This window comes from Prauserella muralis, assembly GCF_003202285.1.
Classification (GTDB): domain Bacteria; phylum Actinomycetota; class Actinomycetes; order Mycobacteriales; family Pseudonocardiaceae; genus Prauserella_B; species Prauserella_B muralis.
Genome location: NZ_MASW01000003.1, coordinates 57,130 through 74,300, shown reverse-complemented (window position 1 = coordinate 74,300; position 17,171 = coordinate 57,130). Strand labels below are relative to the sequence as shown.

26 protein-coding genes and 1 pseudogene are annotated in these 17,171 nt (G+C 65.9%); 2 read left to right on the top strand and 25 right to left on the bottom strand.

From position 1 onward, the window contains the following. Positions 1–25 precede the first annotated feature (25 nt). On the top strand, positions 26–1,069 hold the full coding sequence (locus BAY60_RS19940; protein ID WP_112282573.1) for a replication-relaxation family protein: 1,044 nt from the start codon (positions 26–28) through the stop codon (positions 1,067–1,069). Between the two features lie 5 nt (positions 1,070–1,074). Beyond that, positions 1,075–2,040, top strand: coding sequence for a VldE C-terminal domain-containing protein (locus tag BAY60_RS19935; protein WP_112282572.1), 966 nt, complete (start codon positions 1,075–1,077; stop codon positions 2,038–2,040). Between the two features lie 143 nt (positions 2,041–2,183). On the opposite strand, the gene BAY60_RS19930 is transcribed toward BAY60_RS19935, so the two are convergent. The 25 genes and pseudogenes from BAY60_RS19930 to BAY60_RS36825 form a co-directional block, all read right to left on the bottom strand. Then, a complete protein-coding gene (locus BAY60_RS19930; protein WP_211330402.1) occupies positions 2,184–2,390 on the bottom strand; it encodes a hypothetical protein in 207 nt (68 codons plus the stop codon). Positions 2,391–2,535: 145 nt separating this feature from the next. Then, positions 2,536–2,703 carry a hypothetical protein gene (locus BAY60_RS37235; RefSeq protein WP_170160481.1) on the bottom strand — a complete coding sequence of 56 codons (168 nt, stop codon included), beginning with the start codon at positions 2,701–2,703 and terminating at the stop codon, positions 2,536–2,538. Next, positions 2,700–3,035: a hypothetical protein gene (locus BAY60_RS19925; protein ID WP_112282571.1), complete on the bottom strand. Its 336-nt coding sequence runs from the start codon at positions 3,033–3,035 to the stop codon at positions 2,700–2,702. Before BAY60_RS19925 ends, BAY60_RS37235 begins: the two co-directional genes overlap by 4 nt. A gap of 13 nt (positions 3,036–3,048) precedes the next feature. Then, entirely contained in the window at positions 3,049–3,540 is a 492-nt protein-coding gene (locus BAY60_RS38620) for an AraC-like ligand-binding domain-containing protein (RefSeq protein ID WP_425466481.1), read from the bottom strand. Between the two features lie 93 nt (positions 3,541–3,633). After that, positions 3,634–3,888 carry a hypothetical protein gene (locus BAY60_RS19915; protein WP_112282569.1) on the bottom strand — a complete coding sequence of 85 codons (255 nt, stop codon included), beginning with the start codon at positions 3,886–3,888 and terminating at the stop codon, positions 3,634–3,636. Positions 3,889–3,912: 24 nt separating this feature from the next. Then, positions 3,913–4,236 carry a GntR family transcriptional regulator gene (locus BAY60_RS19910; protein WP_112282568.1) on the bottom strand — a complete coding sequence of 108 codons (324 nt, stop codon included), beginning with the start codon at positions 4,234–4,236 and terminating at the stop codon, positions 3,913–3,915. 78 nt (positions 4,237–4,314) lie between these two features. Next, a complete protein-coding gene (locus BAY60_RS19905) occupies positions 4,315–4,812 on the bottom strand; it encodes a hypothetical protein (protein WP_147239484.1) in 498 nt (165 codons plus the stop codon). 140 nt (positions 4,813–4,952) lie between these two features. Then, entirely contained in the window at positions 4,953–5,474 is a 522-nt protein-coding gene (locus BAY60_RS19900; protein WP_112282566.1) for a hypothetical protein, read from the bottom strand. Between the two features lie 110 nt (positions 5,475–5,584). After that, the gene (locus BAY60_RS19895; protein WP_146771050.1) at positions 5,585–6,184 is read right to left on the bottom strand and encodes a hypothetical protein; all 600 of its coding nucleotides are present in this window, start codon (positions 6,182–6,184) and stop codon (positions 5,585–5,587) included. Positions 6,185–6,616: 432 nt separating this feature from the next. After that, positions 6,617–6,889 carry a hypothetical protein gene (locus BAY60_RS19890; RefSeq protein WP_112282564.1) on the bottom strand — a complete coding sequence of 91 codons (273 nt, stop codon included), beginning with the start codon at positions 6,887–6,889 and terminating at the stop codon, positions 6,617–6,619. Between the two features lie 63 nt (positions 6,890–6,952). After that, positions 6,953–7,204: a hypothetical protein gene (locus tag BAY60_RS36830; RefSeq protein WP_146771049.1), complete on the bottom strand. Its 252-nt coding sequence runs from the start codon at positions 7,202–7,204 to the stop codon at positions 6,953–6,955. Next, positions 7,201–7,944 carry a hypothetical protein gene (locus tag BAY60_RS19885; protein ID WP_112282563.1) on the bottom strand — a complete coding sequence of 248 codons (744 nt, stop codon included), beginning with the start codon at positions 7,942–7,944 and terminating at the stop codon, positions 7,201–7,203. Before BAY60_RS19885 ends, BAY60_RS36830 begins: the two co-directional genes overlap by 4 nt. A 19-nt stretch (positions 7,945–7,963) precedes the next feature. Continuing rightward, entirely contained in the window at positions 7,964–8,290 is a 327-nt protein-coding gene (locus tag BAY60_RS19880) for a hypothetical protein (RefSeq protein WP_112282562.1), read from the bottom strand. A 134-nt stretch (positions 8,291–8,424) separates the two neighbouring features. Further along, a pseudogene (dprA, locus tag BAY60_RS19875) lies at positions 8,425–9,315 on the bottom strand (DNA-processing protein DprA); the annotation flags it as partial. A gap of 128 nt (positions 9,316–9,443) precedes the next feature. Then, positions 9,444–9,734, bottom strand: a complete 291-nt coding sequence (locus tag BAY60_RS19870) for a hypothetical protein (protein WP_112282560.1) — start codon at positions 9,732–9,734, stop codon at positions 9,444–9,446. 72 nt (positions 9,735–9,806) lie between these two features. Continuing rightward, positions 9,807–10,085, bottom strand: a complete 279-nt coding sequence (locus BAY60_RS19865; protein WP_112282559.1) for a hypothetical protein — start codon at positions 10,083–10,085, stop codon at positions 9,807–9,809. A gap of 94 nt (positions 10,086–10,179) precedes the next feature. Continuing rightward, positions 10,180–11,064: a hypothetical protein gene (locus BAY60_RS19860; RefSeq protein WP_112282558.1), complete on the bottom strand. Its 885-nt coding sequence runs from the start codon at positions 11,062–11,064 to the stop codon at positions 10,180–10,182. 267 nt (positions 11,065–11,331) lie between these two features. Beyond that, a complete protein-coding gene (locus BAY60_RS19855; protein ID WP_112282557.1) occupies positions 11,332–11,688 on the bottom strand; it encodes a hypothetical protein in 357 nt (118 codons plus the stop codon). A 240-nt stretch (positions 11,689–11,928) separates the two neighbouring features. Continuing rightward, the gene (locus BAY60_RS19850; protein ID WP_112282556.1) at positions 11,929–12,456 is read right to left on the bottom strand and encodes an LIM domain-containing protein; all 528 of its coding nucleotides are present in this window, start codon (positions 12,454–12,456) and stop codon (positions 11,929–11,931) included. A 110-nt stretch (positions 12,457–12,566) separates the two neighbouring features. Further along, the gene (locus BAY60_RS19845; RefSeq protein WP_170160479.1) at positions 12,567–13,427 is read right to left on the bottom strand and encodes an ArdC family protein; all 861 of its coding nucleotides are present in this window, start codon (positions 13,425–13,427) and stop codon (positions 12,567–12,569) included. Further along, entirely contained in the window at positions 13,424–13,984 is a 561-nt protein-coding gene (locus BAY60_RS37230; protein WP_170160478.1) for a hypothetical protein, read from the bottom strand. The genes BAY60_RS19845 and BAY60_RS37230 overlap by 4 nt, the downstream gene beginning before the upstream one ends. A gap of 183 nt (positions 13,985–14,167) precedes the next feature. Continuing rightward, on the bottom strand, positions 14,168–15,172 hold the full coding sequence (locus tag BAY60_RS19840; protein WP_112282554.1) for a DUF4192 domain-containing protein: 1,005 nt from the start codon (positions 15,170–15,172) through the stop codon (positions 14,168–14,170). 213 nt (positions 15,173–15,385) lie between these two features. Further along, entirely contained in the window at positions 15,386–15,682 is a 297-nt protein-coding gene (locus tag BAY60_RS19835; protein WP_112282553.1) for a hypothetical protein, read from the bottom strand. Positions 15,683–16,027: 345 nt separating this feature from the next. Beyond that, entirely contained in the window at positions 16,028–16,405 is a 378-nt protein-coding gene (locus BAY60_RS19830) for a hypothetical protein (protein WP_112282552.1), read from the bottom strand. Further along, entirely contained in the window at positions 16,402–17,034 is a 633-nt protein-coding gene (locus tag BAY60_RS36825; RefSeq protein ID WP_146771048.1) for a hypothetical protein, read from the bottom strand. Before BAY60_RS36825 ends, BAY60_RS19830 begins: the two co-directional genes overlap by 4 nt. Positions 17,035–17,171 lie beyond the last annotated feature (137 nt).

Below are 17,171 nucleotides of genomic sequence, written 5' to 3'. Positions count from 1 at the left end.
CACAACTACCAGGAGGTGAGTTTCCATGGCGGTCTCCAATCCCACGCCGCAGCGGGAGCTGCGAGGGCAGCGCCCGCAACGACCGTCTCCTCGGGTCGTCAACAGCGCCGAACATCAAGCCTGGCTGGCCGGTCATCTCACCCCACGCGACCGCTGGCTCGTGCGGATGCTATACGAGCACAAGGTCTTCACCACACATCAAATCGTCGACCTCGCCTTCCCCAGCCAGCGCGCGGCCAGCCTCCGGCTCATGAGCCTCTACCGCTGGGGTGTGGTCCATCGGTTCCAACCGCACCGGGACCGCGGATCGCACCCCCTGCACTACGTCCTCGACACCGCCGGAGCCGCCCTCCTCGCGCACGAACACGGCATCGACCCGCACGACCTCAACTACCGGCGAGACCGCGAAATCGGCCGCGCGTACTCCCTCCAACTCGCCCACACCGTCGGATGCAACAGCGTCTTCACCACTCTGGTCCGCCAAACACGCCAACGCGGCATTGGAGAACTGATCTCCTGGTGGTCCGCGGCCCGCTGCGCGCACCACTGGGGCGACATCGTGCGCCCCGACGGATACGGCCGCTGGCGCGAAGCCGGACGAGACGTCGAGTGGTTCATCGAATGGGATTTCGGCACCGAACGCCTGCCACGTCTCGGATTCAAACTCGCCGGATACGAGCGTCTCGCCGAGCACACAGGCATCATCACCCCGGTACTGATCTGGCTGCCGAGCACACGGCGCGAGGCCGGGGCGCGGCGCATACTCGCCGACGCCCTCCGGTCCCTGGACCACCGCGAGCGCGTACCCGTCGCCACCACCGCGACGGACCTCGTCCGGCCCGAACAGGCCCTCGACGCCAACGCCGCTCGCTGGCTACCCCTACAAGGCAAAGCCACCGAAGGCCGGCTCCGGCTCGCGGACCTCTCCACCCGATGGCCACGATCGTCAACAGGAACACCGGATACAACAACATCGGCACGAGACTCCATCGACCTGCCTGATCGTGCGGAGATGCCACCACCGACGCCGACGCCTCCACCCCTGCCGGCGTACCGGCGAAGGCGCTGAGCGCGATGGGGAAACTCGCTGGCGCCTGCGCGGCCATGCTCGCCGTAGTGATCTTCCTCGTCGCGGCAGCAGCGCAAACCTTCGTGCAGACGTTCAGCGGCGGCGAGGGCGCGCCCAGCGCCACCGCGAAGGCGGAGATACCCGCCGAATACCTAGCTCTCTACCAGTACGCCGCGACGGTATGCCCCGGGCTCGACTGGGCAGTACTCGCGGCAGTCGGAAAGATCGAATCAAACCATGGCCAAGCGAACATGCCCGGTGTCCGCAGCGGCGAGAACAACAAGGGTGCCGGCGGCCCCATGCAGTTCCTCCAACCAACCTTCGACGAGGTTATCGCCCGCCACACGCTCCCGCCAGGAGGCCAAACACCACCATCGCGATACGACCCCCACGACGCGATCTACGCCGCCGCCTTCTACCTGTGCGACTCCGGCGCTCGCGACGGCGACCTCCGACGAGCCCTGTTCGCCTACAACCACAACGAAACCTACGTCCACAACGTCCTCGAAACCGCAACAACATACCGAGCACGGCCTCCGGTCGGCGAGCTCAAGACCGAATGGCCCATCGAGCGAGCGACGATTCCGGACCCAACTCGCGACGGCGGCTTCATCACCCCACGCACCAACGCAGTCATCCGCGTGCTCAAGGCCCAGGGCATGGCATCGGGCGGAGCCGCCTGCTGGGATCCGCACTCCTGGAACCCTTCATCCGACCATCCGAAAGGCAAAGCCTGCGACGTCTTCTTCCAGCCGGACAACCCCGCGGACGTCGAACGCGGCTGGGGCGTAGCGAACTGGCTCATCGCCCGCCAAGCACACTTCGGCGTGCGCTACCTGATCTGGCAAGGCCAGTACTGGTCCGCCGAGAACCCCACCTGGGTGCCCTACCAATCCGATGTCTACGGCTGCCCCAACCCGGCCAACGTAACCGGATGCCACTACGACCACATCCACATTTCCATGTACTAATATATTCGATCAGACGAGATTCACACTCGTGAAGATATGACCTCATCCTGGATCGCACAAGAATTGAGCTCACAAACGGCGATGACGCTCGGGCTGGCTCGACACGCCCTTTGGCGTACGAATTACTCAGACCAATTCTCACCTCAGATAAGCGCGACCAGGTGGTCCCGCTCCACCCACGACTCGAACCCGATCCGGCCGCCCATCGTGGCCGACCAGTACCAGCCCGGGTAGTTCCGCTGGCTGCGGTACGACGGGAACGACAGCACCGCGCGACCCAGCTCGGCCAGCACATCCGGCATGAAGGCCCATGGCACGCGCTGCTCGACGCCGTCCTCAGCGACGAACACCGCCTCGAACCCTTCCGCCGCGCCCGGATCGTCCCACCTGTTTCTCCTGTCTCCTCGGCACCATACGGGCGATCTTGCCCCCGCCACCTTCGCTGAGAATCCGCCACCTACCCCCGTTATCCTGCAGCGGATTGGGTCGTCAGTGCTAGCGGGCGAGCGTTCGCTTGTAGACGGCCGCCTCGCGAGGGGCCAGCGCGGCGTAGTCGACGCGCTTCAGGTCAGCGACACTGAAGTCGCCGAATGCCTGCCACCGCTCGTCGGCGTGGAACACGCGCACCTGGTTGCCGGTGAGGACGTACAGCCAGGTGATCATGCCGTCGACCTTCTCGTCGAGGGTGCCGATCGAGGGGCCGTGTCGAATCCAGTGAGGTAGTAGCCGACCCCGGCGAAGGGCTGCGCCTTCCTGCTGCCGGGGGCGGATTCCTGGGCGTCGACGGTCGCCTCGTCTGGAGCGATGAAGTCCCAGTCGTGGCGCAGGATGTCCTGCACCAAGCGGTCGAGATCGCTGTCGTAGTACTTGTGCAGGGCGACACCCAGCGCGGGCACCTGGCAGGTCGGGTAGCCGTCGCTGTGGCAGAGGCGGGCCCGGAACGTCCGGCCGTCCGGTTCCAGCAAGCCGATCAGGGATTTAGGGAAATGGGACATCTGTCACTCCTTGTCACTTGGTTTCGGCCCTCGCAAGGTGGTGCGTCTCGTTGCGAGGCCGCGGGTCCTGATCGTCCCCTTGTCTCGGCGGGCCGACGGGGACAGCACCGCACTCTGCGCGGTCGTCTGGCCGAGCGAGACGCCACGACTCCCCGCCACTTGCGGTGAGAATCCGCGAGCCGTACCGCCACCTCACGCGAGAAACCGCCAGATCAGATGCAAGGCGACACAGCTCATCCAGAACCGGTCGGCAGGGACACGACCGCGCCGGAGTATTCGGACACGGGACCTCGTCGTCGCCGAGCCGCAGCAGCGCGGTCCCGGACAGCGGTACGACGAGGGCGAAGAACGGGCGCGGCTCATCGGACTCGACAGTGACCTCGCCGCCATAGGTGACAGCCGAGAGGGAGATGGTCTCGCCGAAGCGACGGCTGTTGAGCCGGGCGTCCAGGCAGCTGTCCGCGTGCGGCAAGTGAAGGCGGTGGCCGGTGTACGAGGACGTCAGTGTCCGGATTGCGACAGACTCTGTCTCGAATGCGAACGACGGCCCGGCCGCGCGGGAGGCACGGCCGGGCCGTCTGCGGGGATACCGGGGTGGTCAGGGAGCCGTCTTCTGCCCGGCGGTGGTCCGGTGGTGCTCGGCGCGTGCCCACTCGATGAACGCCTGGGTGAAGATCCTCAGCCACAGCGAACCGGTGGGGAACGCGTCACGCTTGAGCAGCGGCATCGCGTCGTGCAGCACGTGTACGCCCACATCGACCACGTACTGCGGCGGGTCCGCCCAGCCGAGCCCGTAGTCCGCGGCGACCTCGGCGATGATCTGGTCGGTGTCGACCTCCGCGCGGGCCTTCATGGAGTCCCTCCCCGTTTCGTGGTCTCAGCTCACCGACCGGTTTCGAGAACCAGTGGTCAACTCGGATGGCGCTCGGTGCAGGACCCAGGATCCGCCGGTCCGATTGGTGAACACAATTCCTCTCTCGTGGAGCCGACCGTAGGCGGCGGCGACGAGTTTGCGGTTCCGTCCCAGCTCGCGCGCCAAGTCGCGATGCGACGGCAATTCCACGCCGACACCGAGCTGCCCATGCCACACCAGATATTCGATACGCTTGGCGAGGTTGACGGCTCCGGTTCGGTCGTCGCCGGTCCACCATCGGCCGAGGAGTACCACCAGCTCGGCGGCGGTGAGGCGGCGAGCAGGCATGATCCGGATGGCAAATGTGCCCCACCCGCTACCGATACCCCCCAGATGGAGGTCACCGCGCTGCGCTGGCGCGTTGGCTCATGCGCGGCGCTTATCGATCCGACGATAGAAGGTTGCGCTCGGGATACCGGATGAATCTATGATTACTCCAGGTGGAATCTGTTCTCGAAGAGCCGATTCGACCTCTTTCCACCGTTCGTTCTGTGCCTGGTCGAGCTTGGCTTCTTCCTCGCTGAGCCGCTGTTGCAGGCTGTCGACCTTGCTAACCAGCGCCGCAATTTGCGCGCGTGAGCTCTTCAGGCGGGCGATGATCGCCTTCTGCTCTTCGGTGAAGGCTGCCGGCTCCGCCTTCGGAGGCTCGAGTGCAGCCTGTATCGCGTCCAGCCGCTCAGCGATGTCGCCGGCCCGTTCCTTGTCAGACAGCTCACCCCAGCGATCTCCGAACTCGTACCTCGACCACTCCTTTGCCAGCTTCTCAGGGGTGTTGCCCGCCACCTCGGTACCGTCAGACGTAGTTACCGTCAGGTAACTACCCATCCGCTTCTTGTGCCGACTGACCTGGGCTTCCGTTTCCACCTCGTCCCCTCCGACGCTGCGCACGTGACCGGCGTCAATACCGTACAGTGCCGGCCAACGGGCCAAGAAGATCCCTGGAGGTGCGAACGGGCACCGTACTCTACGATGGCCCGGTCGGGCGGTTTTACCTGGTCAACGAGTCATGGCCGACCTATCTGCGGATTCCGCTCCCCCTGCGCGAGCAGCCCTGTCGGCAGGTACACCTCGCCGCCAACGAGGATCGCCCCGCACTCGCACAGTTGAGCGTTCTGCGATTCGTGCGCGGTTGGCTGGTCGTGGTTGCACCACGGCTCTGCGCCATGCGGCGGAAAGATCCTCGCGAGCAGCTGCGTGATTCGCAGCTTGGCGTCGTCCGCCACGCGCCACAGCCGCCATCGCTGGTCGTAGTCGGCAATCTGGGTTGCCTTGTAGTAGGCCGTTCGCTGGAGGTCGAGCTGCTGGTGAATCTGCGGCAGCACGTCCGACGGGTTCATCGGTTCCCGTCGCCAGTCGGGGTACTCGGAGCGGTCACATGCCCAGCCCTGGTTTAGTTCATCGCGGGGATTGTCCGCGCTCCAGAACTCGCACGTGACGACATCGCCGTCTTTGGCGGCATCACGTTTCGCGCCTTTGTCCCGCGCCATCTTGGACGCGTAGTAGGTGACCTGGTATTTGGCGGCCACACCGCGGATGGTGCGGTAAGGACGTGGCGGGGGTGTGGGAAGCGTCGTACTGTTCATCGCTATTCCTTGTGTGGAGGCCGGCCAGAGCCGTCTGGAACTGATCCGGTTCGTCATGCACCGGCGTACTTGCACTGGACGATCTCGCCGTTGTGTTCACCGGTGCATGTGACATCGGTGAGGGTCCGGTCCTTGACGCTCAACTTGCGGCGTACGGTGCGCTCCAGGTCGTCGATCGTCGACCCTTCCAACGCTTCGTGGTGTTGGCTGGGTTCTGCGAACATTGGGTGGTCTGGGAATGCCGCAGTCCACATGCGAAGGTACAAACCGGCGGCTGGTGAACTCAGCGGGGCGCGGAGGCTCATGTCGCAGCAGAGGCAGCACACCTCGGCGGCCGTGCCAGGTCGCGTGTCCGCGCCCGTGACCAGACGTTCCAAGATCTCCCGGCAGTGCGATCGGTACACGAACTCCGTTGCCATGAGCTTGTGTGTCGGATTGAGAAGAGGAAAGCTGTGGTATAGAACGTCACGCTCTGAGGGGTGCCGCTCCATCGCTTGCTGTATCTCGTCTTCGGCCCACTCGATTTGCCGCGAGACGCCTTTCAGAGCGCGGGTTACGTCGAGCCAAAGGTCCAGCACCCTATCGTTGTTGGTTGTTTCGGGCATGAGGAGACCCCCTTCGTTTTTCCAGATTTCGTGGATTGGTTTGCTCATCAGCGCCAGCGCGGTATCTCTCGTGCACTGCTCAGCGCTGTAGCGGGTGCGGGCTCGGTCCCGAGGGCCTGCGCCGGATGGCAGTTACGCGGCGGGTGAACTCGCGCGGAGCTCGGTCAGGCAGCGGCGGCGCGCCTCGGGTACGGGCCGATGGTGAGGTCGATGGTCGTGCGGGTCCGTTCGCCAGCGGGTGCGGCCGAGGCGGATCGCGTACCGGTGTTTCCGGGGGTGTCGCTGGCGGCGAGCTCCGATCGGGCGCAGCGGCGTCGCGAGCTATTGCGTCAGATCGTCATCAGGACGAGGTGGCGGGGCGCCCAGCGCGACCAATCAGGCCACCAGCCGTTACCTCCGCGCTCGCCACTGGCGACCTTCGTCTGCACGCGGGCGGAAGCGTGCGGGTTCGCAGATTTCTTGAGCCTCATGCGCGACGAATTAGTGGCCGCTGACTTCCATCAGGTCGATGGCAGCCGAGGCGAGGAGTTCGATCAGTGGTGCCGCTGACTCGGGCAGCACCGTCTTGTGCTCCGTGAAGAGCCGCGCGAGCACGATCACGCACCCCACGCGCTCGAAGTCGGACGGGATGATCACGCGGCTGGCTCCGAGCTGCTGGAGCACGAAGCTGGCGGTGGAAAGCCAGAGCAAGGCCAGGTCGTCATCACGGATGAGGCTGTGTCCGTTCAGCGGCCCGCTGTCAGGGTCAGTCATGGTGCGTTCTCCGAATCGTGGAAAGGGGACGGCATCGTCAGAAACAGGGCCAGCGCAGCGGGCTCACCGCGAGTGCGTGTCCCTGAGCCAGTTCGCTGGAAGCGCCTGCCCTGCGCGCATGGCGATGTCGAAGTCGAGCAGTGCGCGTGCCATTTCGGTGGCATTGTCAAGGCGGGCTTGCTGGGCGCGCGCCGCACGGTGGCGCGCCGCCGGGGTTGTGGGCGGCGGAGTTCGGCGGTCGCGGTCTGCGGCCGCGCGTTCGAAGCGGGCGCACGTGATCGCGCGCCGGTAGGGGTCGTAGCTGTGTGATGTCATCGGTCCCATTCCCCTCGGTCGAGGTGGTCGAGAAAGGTGTGTTCGGTGGAGGTGACGGCACTGGGCCAGCTCTCGCCGTGGGATTCGTGGTGTTGCACGGTGTCGGCCAGCGCTTGGGCGCGGGGCGAGAGCTGCCACCCGAGGGTGTGAAAGAGGTCGACGGCTCGGGTTTCTCCCAGGCGCGAGGCATCGACTGCGTTCACGTGGAGATCGGCAGCAGCGTGCCCCAGAAGCGTGGTCGGATACCCGTCGATGAACAGCGGAGTGTCGTAGGGCAGCCAACCCGGCAGGGGTGTCATCTCCGGCGGGTGCCGGTCGGCGACGTGGCGCAGTACGGCAAGGAGTGCAAAGTCGCCGAGTCTGCAGTCCTCCGCGGTGTCGTCGAGTTGATGCGCCAGGCGTGTGGCGGTCTCGACGGCATCACCCCAGGTCCAGGTCTCTTCGAATTCCTGGGAGAACTGGGCGAGGCGGATTGCTTTCTCGGTGAGTGTGAAGCCGAATCCCGGGTAGGCGACCTCGGCTCCCTCGACGTTCAGGGTGCTGAGGCCTACCGTGTCCGCGGTGATGCCGAGGCCGTGGAGCACGTGGCCGTGCAAGTCGGCCGGTCCTCCGCCCTCGGTGAAGTAGGAGGGCAACAGGTCGTCGGTGTACCGACGGGTTCGCCGTTGCGGACCCATCTGGTTGACGACGTGGCGCAACCGGCCGTATAGCTCGGCGCAGCCCAGGGTTCGCGTGGTCATGTGACGATCTCCCTTCGGCTCAACGTAGGTAGGCGCACACGTAGAGGTAGCCGCCGCTGCCGTTGGTGTTGGCTTTGATCACGACGGCGTGGTCTTCGTACAAGGTGACGTCGCCCCCACGGCGGATGTCGATGTCGCCCGCGCGCAACAGCTCGCTGGCGCGCTCCCGCCAGGCGTGACCGACGTGGTGCTGCAGGTGGAACAGCAACTCATCGGCGCGCGGACCGGCGAGGTCCGTGCGATCCGGGGGCACATCGACAAACCCGTCCTGCGCGACGATGGCACGGCATCCCCACGCGGTGTCGGTACCGTCCGGGAGCCCACGGTTGTATCCGAATTTGAGCATGACGAATCTCCTTTTCGCATACGGATGAATGAAGTGACGCGACCAATGTGAGGACGGCTCCCGGCACGCGCTCCCATGGCGCGTGCCGGGGCCGTCCCGGTAAGACCGCGTGGTCGTCGCGGTCGCCGTTAGCGGATTGCGTCGATGATGTGGTCGGCAGTGGTGATCAAGGTGGCCGTGCCAGTACGGATGAGGTCGTGGCAGCCCTTCGACATCGCCGAGCTGATCGGCCCTGGCACGGCCATCACCGGCTTGTCCAGCGCGGCTGCCGCTGCGGCGGTGTTGCGGGCTCCGCTGCGCACACCCGCCTCAACCACAACGGTTCCCGCCGTCAACGCGGCGAGCAACCGGTTGCGAACCAACAGCCTGTGCCGGGCGGGCGGCGTGCCCGGCGGGTACTCACTCACAACCGCCCCGCGTTCAGCAGCGCGGTTGAGCAGGCCGACGTGACCCGCCGGATACCCGGCGTCGAGCGCGCACCCGAGCACCGCGACCGTGACCCCGCCCGCGGCGAGGGACCCTCTGTGCGCCGCACCGTCGATTCCGTAGGCTGCGCCGGAAAAGACCGCGACACCGTGGCCCGCCAGCGCGTAGGCCAGCTCACCGGCGGTGTGCTCGCCGTACTCGGTGGCGGCGCGGGAGCCGACGATGGCGACGGCCTGCTCGGCGGCCTCGTTCAGCCGCGCGGGCCCGCGCACCCACAGGGCGATCGGCGCGGCCATGCCCTCGGCGCCCCAGCGTTCGGCCCGGTCGAGAGAGTCGAGCGGTCCGGTGGGCCACTCGTCATCTTCGGGGATCACCAGGCGAGCGCCAAGCCGCTCGGCCTCGTCCAGGTCCCGGTCGGCCAGGGTAAGTTCGCGTCGTACGCCGGTCTCGCGTGCGACGGGTTCCGGGACGTCGCCCCGCCGGACCTGCTCGGCGGCCGTGGCCGGACCGTGTTGGGCGACGAACTCCGCCAAGGCCGGAGCCGGTGGTTCCGCGACGCGGAGCAGGTACGCCCGTGCCCGTCGAATCTCGTCGTTCATGAGGACTCCTCAAGTTGCGTCAATCATGTGTCAGGGCGCGGTAAGGGACAGGAATATGTGGCGGGTCGCGCAGACCCCAGTTCCGGGGGACCGGGGAATCGCACCGGTGAAAGTTCGCAGCGGCGTCGCTAGGCAATCTCGATGTTGTCGATCCGGCGTGTGTGCTCGGCCTCGTCGTCCTCGATCAAGCACATGGCCTCGTCAAGCACGTGCGCGTGTTCCTTGATCAGATCGATGAGGCGCTCTACAGGTGCCGACTCCACGAGTTCCTGGAGTCGGCACGCTTCGATCCATGCCGTACGTGGCAACCGCTGCTCGGCGGCGGGCTCCACACTGAACAGTCGACGTGCTTGCTTCGTGGTGGTCATCTCGAACTGCTGCATGAAAGTCCACGAGATGCGCAGACGTTCCTCGGACACGAGTCCTCCTGGAGCAAAGAAAACGGCGGGGGCGCTGGATCGCGCACCACGCTGAGATGATGGGCAACAGGGCTATCGCTGGCCCTGGGATTCGGTGAGGTAGTAGCCACGGCCAGACTCAATCGCGGCATCGATGTCGACGCCGAGACCGTCGGCGAGGTGGTGCAAATCTCCAATCAGGTCGGCGATCAAGGTCTGGAAGTCTTCTGACTCGCCGCGCACCGCCTTGGAGTACTCGACAAGCGCGGCACCCGCCGAGCCCGCCTTTCGGATGTTGTCGAACATGGCCAGGTTGAGTTCGTGCACCGAGTCGACGTCAATCCGCCGTACTCGGCAGTCGCCGGTGTACAAAGTGTGTCTCCTCGAATCCGATCGATTTGATTGCTGGTTCCGTCATCTGTGCTGCGGCAGGACGGTGTTGTCCATTCCGCTCGTCGCGTCCTGGTCAGCGGTGGCGAATGATCCGTTCGAGATGCCCCAGATCGGTGACCGGCCCCGCCCAGTAGCGGACGTGGGCGGGCTCGTCATCAACGCCCCAGACGTTGAGCCGAAAGTCGGGGTCACCGGGGCGATGCCATTCCGCGCTTGTGCCTCGGCCGTTGGCTCGGTGTATCCCGCGTTCGTCGCACCGGTCGACGCTGCGTGGCTCGCCCCAACCAGCGGCGCGCAGGTACTCAGCAACCTGGGTGAAGTTGGCGTCGAATGGCACGCGGTCGGCCGCGCAGCGACTCCTCGCGCCCTCACCACCGCGCAACGTTCCGTCCGGTGACGAGGTGATCACAGCGTGAACCTCGGTCGTGTCGTGCAGGCGGCCCCGTCCGCTGGCGTGCGCATAGGCCAGCGCGTAGGGACCGGTGAACCAGAACGTCAGGGTCTGCGTTCCCCGGCTCCAGCCGCGCCGGTAGCCGCGATTCTCTCTGCGCAATTCCGTGATAGGGATCGGGGGCAGGATGCCATCGAGCTCGTGATCGGGGCGTGCGATCCAGCCGTGGGCCTCGAGATCAGCCAGGATCGTTGGGTAGGCCATGTCGCTCTCGCGGGCGCGGGCGTAGCCGGCCGCCGCGCGCGCCATGGTGTCAGCCATGCGGGCCATGCGCTCGGTGACGTAGCGCAATCCGTCTGGGGGATACGGCGAGCAGCGGCACAGCGTGTGCGCGTCGGTGGTGAGGTCCGATATCTGGCAGCGCAGCTCCTCCGCATAGCGTGCCATTTCCGCTAAGCTGGCGGCTTGCAACTTGGCGAGTCCCCCGGCCGCATCGGCGCGAGCGCGTTCGCGGTCGGCGTGGGTACGCGCGGCCGTGACCGGGTCGTGGTCGGCGTGTCTACTCATCGGGATGTCAGCCTTTCTGCGAAAGACGCCTGCGCGGTGCGCGGAGTCGGTGGAAATGAGGGCGGCCTGCGCGATGACCCGCGATGCATGGGCCGCCGTATTTGGACCCGTGAGTGGTTTAGGTCTGGTCGTCCCAGCCCATCCGGGACGTGTAGGCGGCGAGTGCCCGCGCGGCCTCGTGCGGGGAGTCGAAGGTCGGCTGATCCTCCGCATGAAGGTCGGGGCGGATGGAGCCGCCCGCAAGATCGTGAGCGACGTAACGCTCGTTTAGTCCGACCAGGACTCGGCGTACGGTGCCGATGCGCAGGCCGTTGACAGTGATCGGCCACGCGTGCGTGAACGCGTACCGCGCCGGTTCCGGGGCCATCGCGCGGTGATACTCGGGCCAGCGGTAGGCCGCCACCAGTTGATCACCGTCACATCGATCACCCGGTCCCCGGCCTCCACGATCGCGGTGACAGCCTGCTCGGCGGCCGTGGCACCGATGAGGTCGGCCAGCCGGAAATAGGCCTCCCGTGCGGCGTTGATGCGCGCCAGGATCGGGGCGGCATCCCGGCGCAGGGTGGCCGCGTCCATTTCCCCGATGGCCCGGTTACGGGCCTCGTAGGCGTCGCGGTCGGTCATCCCCGGTATCCATTCGGGGGCGAGCGCGTCGATGCATTCGTGGCACGCTGCGCACCGGTAGATACTGGGGCGGGACACCATAATCGAGATGCCCCAGCCGATGCGATCACAGCCGCGAGTGCCGCACTCGTGCCCGAGGGTGCCTTTACTCATCGCGTGTTTACCTTTCTCGAATCGTGCGCGCCACACAGCGCGCGAACGGCAGGGTTTGCGTGTCGTGGGTGCGGCTAGCCGTGGTCGTCACGGGATGCCGGGCAGTCGCCAGGTGATGGGCCGAATGCGCAGTGCCTGGGTGGCGGCGTAGGACGCGGCGAGGTTGCCGTGGTCGGTGATGACGGCATAGGTGGCCAGCCATACGGCGAACCACGGTTCAGCTGGCGCGCCTTGGCGGGCAGCCGAATCCGACGGCGGCACTATGGTCGTGTCCACCATTAGCGGCGTGGATCGGTAGTGGTCACGGCGTCCACCGACCATCGGGCAAGCCGCGATGGTGTAGGTGGCACACTGGGGATGCAGCGCCGGTTCGTTGGTGCATCGCCGTGGCAGATCGGACAGCCGCATGAGTAGGACCAACCGGTCTTCCAGGGGGCGCCCGCACACGCCGCACAACCGGCGCAGCAGCGCTTGCCCCATACGATCGCGGTCTACGGAGCCGAAGAGGTATCGCCGGTCTGCGGTACGTGGTGTGATCCACGGGACGACGAGACCACCGACGGTCGGCAGATGGGCCAGCCATGCCGGGATCGGAGGCACGGTGATGTCGGTCATGATGTTGTTCCTGTTCGTCGTCGGTGCCCGTGCGCCCGGTACTCGGACGTCGCGTGCCCGCCAACGACCGGTTCCTGGCGCGGTCGTCGGCGGGGACGCGAGGGGTCGGGTTATGCCGCTTGGTGGTCGGCGTGGTCGTTAGCGCGGCCGAGGATGTGGTCAGTGGCACGGTGAGCCGCAGTGGCGGCGACCACGACGGCGCGCACGTCTTCGCGGATCGTGGTGATCCACGACGACAAATAGGCGGCGGAGTTGTCGGCAGTGGTTTCGATCCCGGACTCGGCAGCCAGGAACGCGGCCGTCATCTCCGCGATGAGTTCCTCGCGCCCATAGGGATGGGAGCCGAAGTCGTAGCCGATCGGTCGGTCGAGCCTGCTGGGGTGTGCCGTGGAGTGCCCCAATTCGTGGAACAGGGTCGCGTAGTACCCGTCGAGGCAGGTGAAGGTGGCGCGTGGCGGGATCTTGATCCGGTCGAGCGCGGGCTGGTAGCAGGCTTTGCGGCCAGCCTCGACGATCTCGGGCCGGTCCTTGTAGCCCGCGACGATGGCCTCGGCGGCGGCGTGCCGCTCGTCGGCGGTGTGCACGCGCGGCGCGACGACCGGCACGGGTGCGTCGATCCCTTCAACCTGTTCGAGATTCCAGACGTGGTAGTAGCGGGCGATCGGGATGAGGATCTTCTCGCCGGTCTCGGGGTCTTCCCGTTCGATCTTCTTGAAGAAGATCAGAGTGGTGCCGGGCTCTCCCTCGCGTCTGCGGCCGCCTCGTCGGCGGATCTCTTTGCGCGTGAGCCAGTAGGGTGAGATGTGGTCGCCAGCCACGGTGAGGAACACGTTAATGCCTCGGTAGCGGTGGCCGTGGATCGAGCGCGGCCAGCTGGTGGCGGCGTGCCACGGTTGGCGCCACGGTGCGGTTCCCGCTTCCAGCATGGCGACGATCCGGTCGGTGATGACCTGATAGACGGCGTTGCTCACGGCGCAGTCACCTCCCCGGTGCACGTGGTGTCGCAGAGAGGCCGCGCGGCAACGTCGTCGGCGAGGTCGTCGGCGAGGTGGTGCAGGTAGGGGAAGTCGGGTGGGTCGTTGTCGTAGCAGTCCCACATGCTTGCGTCGTGGCCGTCGGGTGCGGACCCGATCACGCCGTAGATGCAACCTTCGGCCCATTGCCGGTAGGTGTCCAGTTCGGCCCGCAGGGTGGCCGCCGGGTCCGGCAGCTGTTCGCGCGTCGCGTCGGGCGCGGTGATCACGCCGAGGACGCGGCCGCTCGACGTGGCGTCGTCCCAGCAATCGATGGCGACGGCGTCGAGGTAGGCGCGGGCACAACGTTCCACGAGCGCCAGGTCGCCGCAGCGTCGCCAGGCCCTCGGTAGCGCCTCGGCGAGTGGGTTGGGTTCGTCCGGCTGGAGGTAGTCGTCGGAGAGCTGGACCAAAGTCGCGACGGTGTGCCACTCGCGGGGCGACTCGACGTGCTCGTCGAGAACGATGCGGGCGGTCATGCCGTTGGCGAGCGTCCAGGTGTCAACGGTGTACACGACGCTCACCTCCGGACGGGTCGTCGAGCTGCCAGCCGCCGGGGTCAGGCCGGTCGTCCATGCGGCGGGCGCCGACAGCGTAGAAAGGCATGATGATCTCCTTGGTGGGAAAGGGAAGTGGACTAAATTCCAGAGAATTTGGCCCCCTTCGGAGAAGGAAGGACAAATTTTGGTGAGCGGGAGCTACTGCTCACCGTCGGCGGCAACCGCCCCGGGGTCGCAGAAGGGGCCGCTGGCCAGAGGGTGGAGGCGATCTGGGGGCACGCCCGTGTCCAAGGCGTGCCTCAGCAGACCGGCGAGCACGTGGTCCGGGTTGGCGTCCAGCGCCACCTCGAGTGCGATCGTGGCGGTCGCCCCGTCGCCCTGCATGTACGCGGCGAACCCGGCCAGGACGGCAGGCTCGGCCCGTTCCGGCGCGGGCGTCATCCGTGTCAACGCCCGCCACAAGTTCATTGCCGCATGCGCCAGCGGCGATGTCGACGGCAGCGCGGTCGCGAGGCACGCGTCCCGCACCCCGGGGTCAGTCAACGCGTACGCCAGCGCGGCAACGTCCTCGTCGGACAGGGTGAGCTGCCCGGTCAGAGACCTGTGCAGCGCGGCGCGGACGATGCCGGCCTGCCATTCGAGCGATGGCTGCGGGCGACCCACCAGTCCGTCCAGGAGCGCCGCCCGCCGCCCGATCGCTTCCTCGTCGTCCGACCGGAACGACTCCTCGATCTGCTCGCGGCTGCCCCTCGTCACGCCGCTAGCGACGGCCAACGTTGCCGCCGCCACGGTGGCCTTCGGATCGGGTAGGACGCCGTGCCACGCGGCGTTGCATATGTGCTGCCAGCGGGCACCTGCAGCGAACTCTGAGACGTGGTAAGCGTGTTCGAGCATGATCCCTCGTACCGCCAGCTGCTCGACGAGGTGGTCGACGAGGTCACGATGCGGGGTGTCGTCGACCATCACCGCGACAGCCTCGTCGATGGCTTCGTCGACTCCGGCAACTTCCAGGCCATGGGCGAGCTGTTGCGCGAACGAGACGCTGTTCTGGGTCGGCGGCAGGTCCGCACGCATGGTCACGCCGAGCCGGTTCTCGTGGAGCGCGATGAGCACCACCGAGTTGGCCGGGGCGAACCCGACAAGCGTCGGGATGGACGCCAGCAGGTCGCCCGCATTGTTAGCGCGGACCGTTGTCTTCGTCATTTTTGGTTGTCCTTCCCCTGCGCCTCACCGGTATCGGTGCGCGGTGTCGGTTGAAAAGAGGGCAGCCTGCGCGACGACCTGCGATGCGATGGCCGCCGCATTTGGCCCCGTGAGACAAATATGTCAATGTGTCGTGCAAGAAAGGGGCGCCGCATCCTCGGAATGCGGCGCCCCTGACAGGACAAACGAAGCCCTCGCGTGGGGTAGGCGGATTTACCCCTTGGCGCCTGCCGCCGTCGAGCGTCGTCGCACGAGGATCAGCGCTTCTGGTTCAGCCTCGATGCGAATTGTCGGAGCGTCGTCGTCGCGCCGATCACTGATATACACCGCGACGTTCCCGGGAAGGACGACCGCACAGATATACCAGGTCAGACCGCCGTCGACTGAGAACTCATCGCCGTCTACGAGGTCCTTGACCTTGATAAGGTCAGCCGGTTTCTCGGCTGGGACATCGTCCGGCGTCGCGGTCACCCTTGCCAGCTCGTCACGCGGCACGTCGTCGGAACTCATTTGCGACTCCTTTCCGGACAGCCTCCCCACTCGGGGAAGTCAGCACCTCAATCAACGTTGCCCGCCGCAGTCGCCATCCGGCGACGCTCTGACGCAAGCGTCAGAAGATAAAGGTTCGTGATGTATGGCGAGACAATCGCCATACGTAGTACCTGCCGTGGCCCGTGCGCTGTATATGGTCGGCGTCCCAGGCATGTTCGTCGGAGCCATCAGAAGGGTCCGTGCGTACCATCGGCGACCGCTCACCACAGCTTCGGCACTCAATAATAGAGAAGGACACGACCGGCTCGTCGGCGCCGATCTCGTCGGGAAATTCAGGAAGGTTAGGTGTCGACATTTATGTACCTAATCGCGCTCAATCTCTTCAACGGAGGTGTCGTAGTTGTCGATCTCGACGTCGCTGTCGTCGCTTCTCACGTTGATAGCGCTATGCACCCACTCGTGCGCGACGTCCTCGTTTGGCGCGTCGCGAACCGTAAAGGTCACCTCGACACGGCACCTGCCGCTGAACACAAGTTCGTAGGGCGCGAGATCCAGCTCCGCCAAGGCATCTTCGGTTCCCTGGCGGCACCAGCCTCCCCGCTCATGTCGATCGATGATCCGCTGGCGCACGTCATCACGGAACGCCTCCAACTCTTGCCGAGTACGCGCCAGTTTCTTGAGTAGCTGGTCCCGGCGCTGGTCTTCTGTCAGCGAGAAAAGTTCGGGTTCAACGGTCGTCACGACGATACTCCCTTGACAGTCCGTAGGTACTGGCGAAAGGTCGCTAGAGTCACGTTGTGCCGCCCTATGGCCTTTCCATGTTCGAATAGCCGCATTCGAAGCACCTCTCGGCGCAGGTTCTTCACATATGCCCGCAGACGTTCAGCTTCATGCCGGTCGGCGAGCTGCGCTCGCGTGAGCGCGCGATCAGCCTTTGCGCTCAACTCTGATGCTGTTTTGCCCATTGGTTCACTCCGACACCGTCTGGCGAATCGAAAGTATTCGACCTCTATGGCTGACTCCCCGGCCGAGAAGGACATTCCGGCAACGGTGCGTGCCACCTCATCCGCCGCCTGATGCCACGCCCCGATCGCTGAGGACACTATGCGCCGCGCCTCGTCGGGATCCGCAACTCCCCGCACCGTCACCGGCCAGGAAACCTTGACCCACCCGTAGGCCTCGTCCTCGATCTCGAACGGCTCCAGCCCTAATTCCTCAAGCTCCTCATTGGCTGCTTCGAAATTGAGGTCACGGTAAAGGTATGCCTTGATCACGCGATCGCGAACCCGAGACTTGTACTTGGCCAACTCTCGTTCTGCGGCCTCAACCTGGAGCGTCAGGTCCTCCGTTGTTACGTCGCTGGACGTCATCTGCCTTTCCCTTCGTGTTTAGAGGACTCGGAGTATGCCCGAGTGGACCGGTTCCAACGGTGGTGTCCGGTGCGCGTCTCCTCGACGCGCAACGGACACCACCGTTGGAACCGCTCGCCTGCTCAGTGGCTAGTGGC

Coding starts and splice junctions, on each gene's coding strand:
- BAY60_RS19940 (WP_112282573.1), top strand. CDS start 26: ATGGCGGTCTCCAATCCCACGCCGCAGCGGGAGCTGCGAGGGCAGCGC.
- BAY60_RS19935 (WP_112282572.1), top strand. CDS start 1,075: ATGGGGAAACTCGCTGGCGCCTGCGCGGCCATGCTCGCCGTAGTGATC.
- BAY60_RS37235 (WP_170160481.1), bottom strand. CDS start 2,703: ATGATCACCTGGCTGTACGTCCTCACCGGCAACCAGGTGCGCGTGTTC.
- BAY60_RS19925 (WP_112282571.1), bottom strand. CDS start 3,035: ATGTCCCATTTCCCTAAATCCCTGATCGGCTTGCTGGAACCGGACGGC.
- BAY60_RS19915 (WP_112282569.1), bottom strand. CDS start 3,888: ATGAAGGCCCGCGCGGAGGTCGACACCGACCAGATCATCGCCGAGGTC.
- BAY60_RS19910 (WP_112282568.1), bottom strand. CDS start 4,236: ATGCCTGCTCGCCGCCTCACCGCCGCCGAGCTGGTGGTACTCCTCGGC.
- BAY60_RS19895 (WP_146771050.1), bottom strand. CDS start 6,184: ATGAGCAAACCAATCCACGAAATCTGGAAAAACGAAGGGGGTCTCCTC.
- BAY60_RS19890 (WP_112282564.1), bottom strand. CDS start 6,889: ATGACTGACCCTGACAGCGGGCCGCTGAACGGACACAGCCTCATCCGT.
- BAY60_RS36830 (WP_146771049.1), bottom strand. CDS start 7,204: ATGACATCACACAGCTACGACCCCTACCGGCGCGCGATCACGTGCGCC.
- BAY60_RS19885 (WP_112282563.1), bottom strand. CDS start 7,944: ATGACCACGCGAACCCTGGGCTGCGCCGAGCTATACGGCCGGTTGCGC.
- BAY60_RS19880 (WP_112282562.1), bottom strand. CDS start 8,290: ATGCTCAAATTCGGATACAACCGTGGGCTCCCGGACGGTACCGACACC.
- BAY60_RS19860 (WP_112282558.1), bottom strand. CDS start 11,064: ATGAGTAGACACGCCGACCACGACCCGGTCACGGCCGCGCGTACCCAC.
- BAY60_RS19855 (WP_112282557.1), bottom strand. CDS start 11,688: ATGACCGACCGCGACGCCTACGAGGCCCGTAACCGGGCCATCGGGGAA.
- BAY60_RS19850 (WP_112282556.1), bottom strand. CDS start 12,456: ATGACCGACATCACCGTGCCTCCGATCCCGGCATGGCTGGCCCATCTG.
- BAY60_RS19840 (WP_112282554.1), bottom strand. CDS start 15,172: ATGACGAAGACAACGGTCCGCGCTAACAATGCGGGCGACCTGCTGGCG.
- BAY60_RS19835 (WP_112282553.1), bottom strand. CDS start 15,682: ATGAGTTCCGACGACGTGCCGCGTGACGAGCTGGCAAGGGTGACCGCG.
- BAY60_RS36825 (WP_146771048.1), bottom strand. CDS start 17,034: ATGACGTCCAGCGACGTAACAACGGAGGACCTGACGCTCCAGGTTGAG.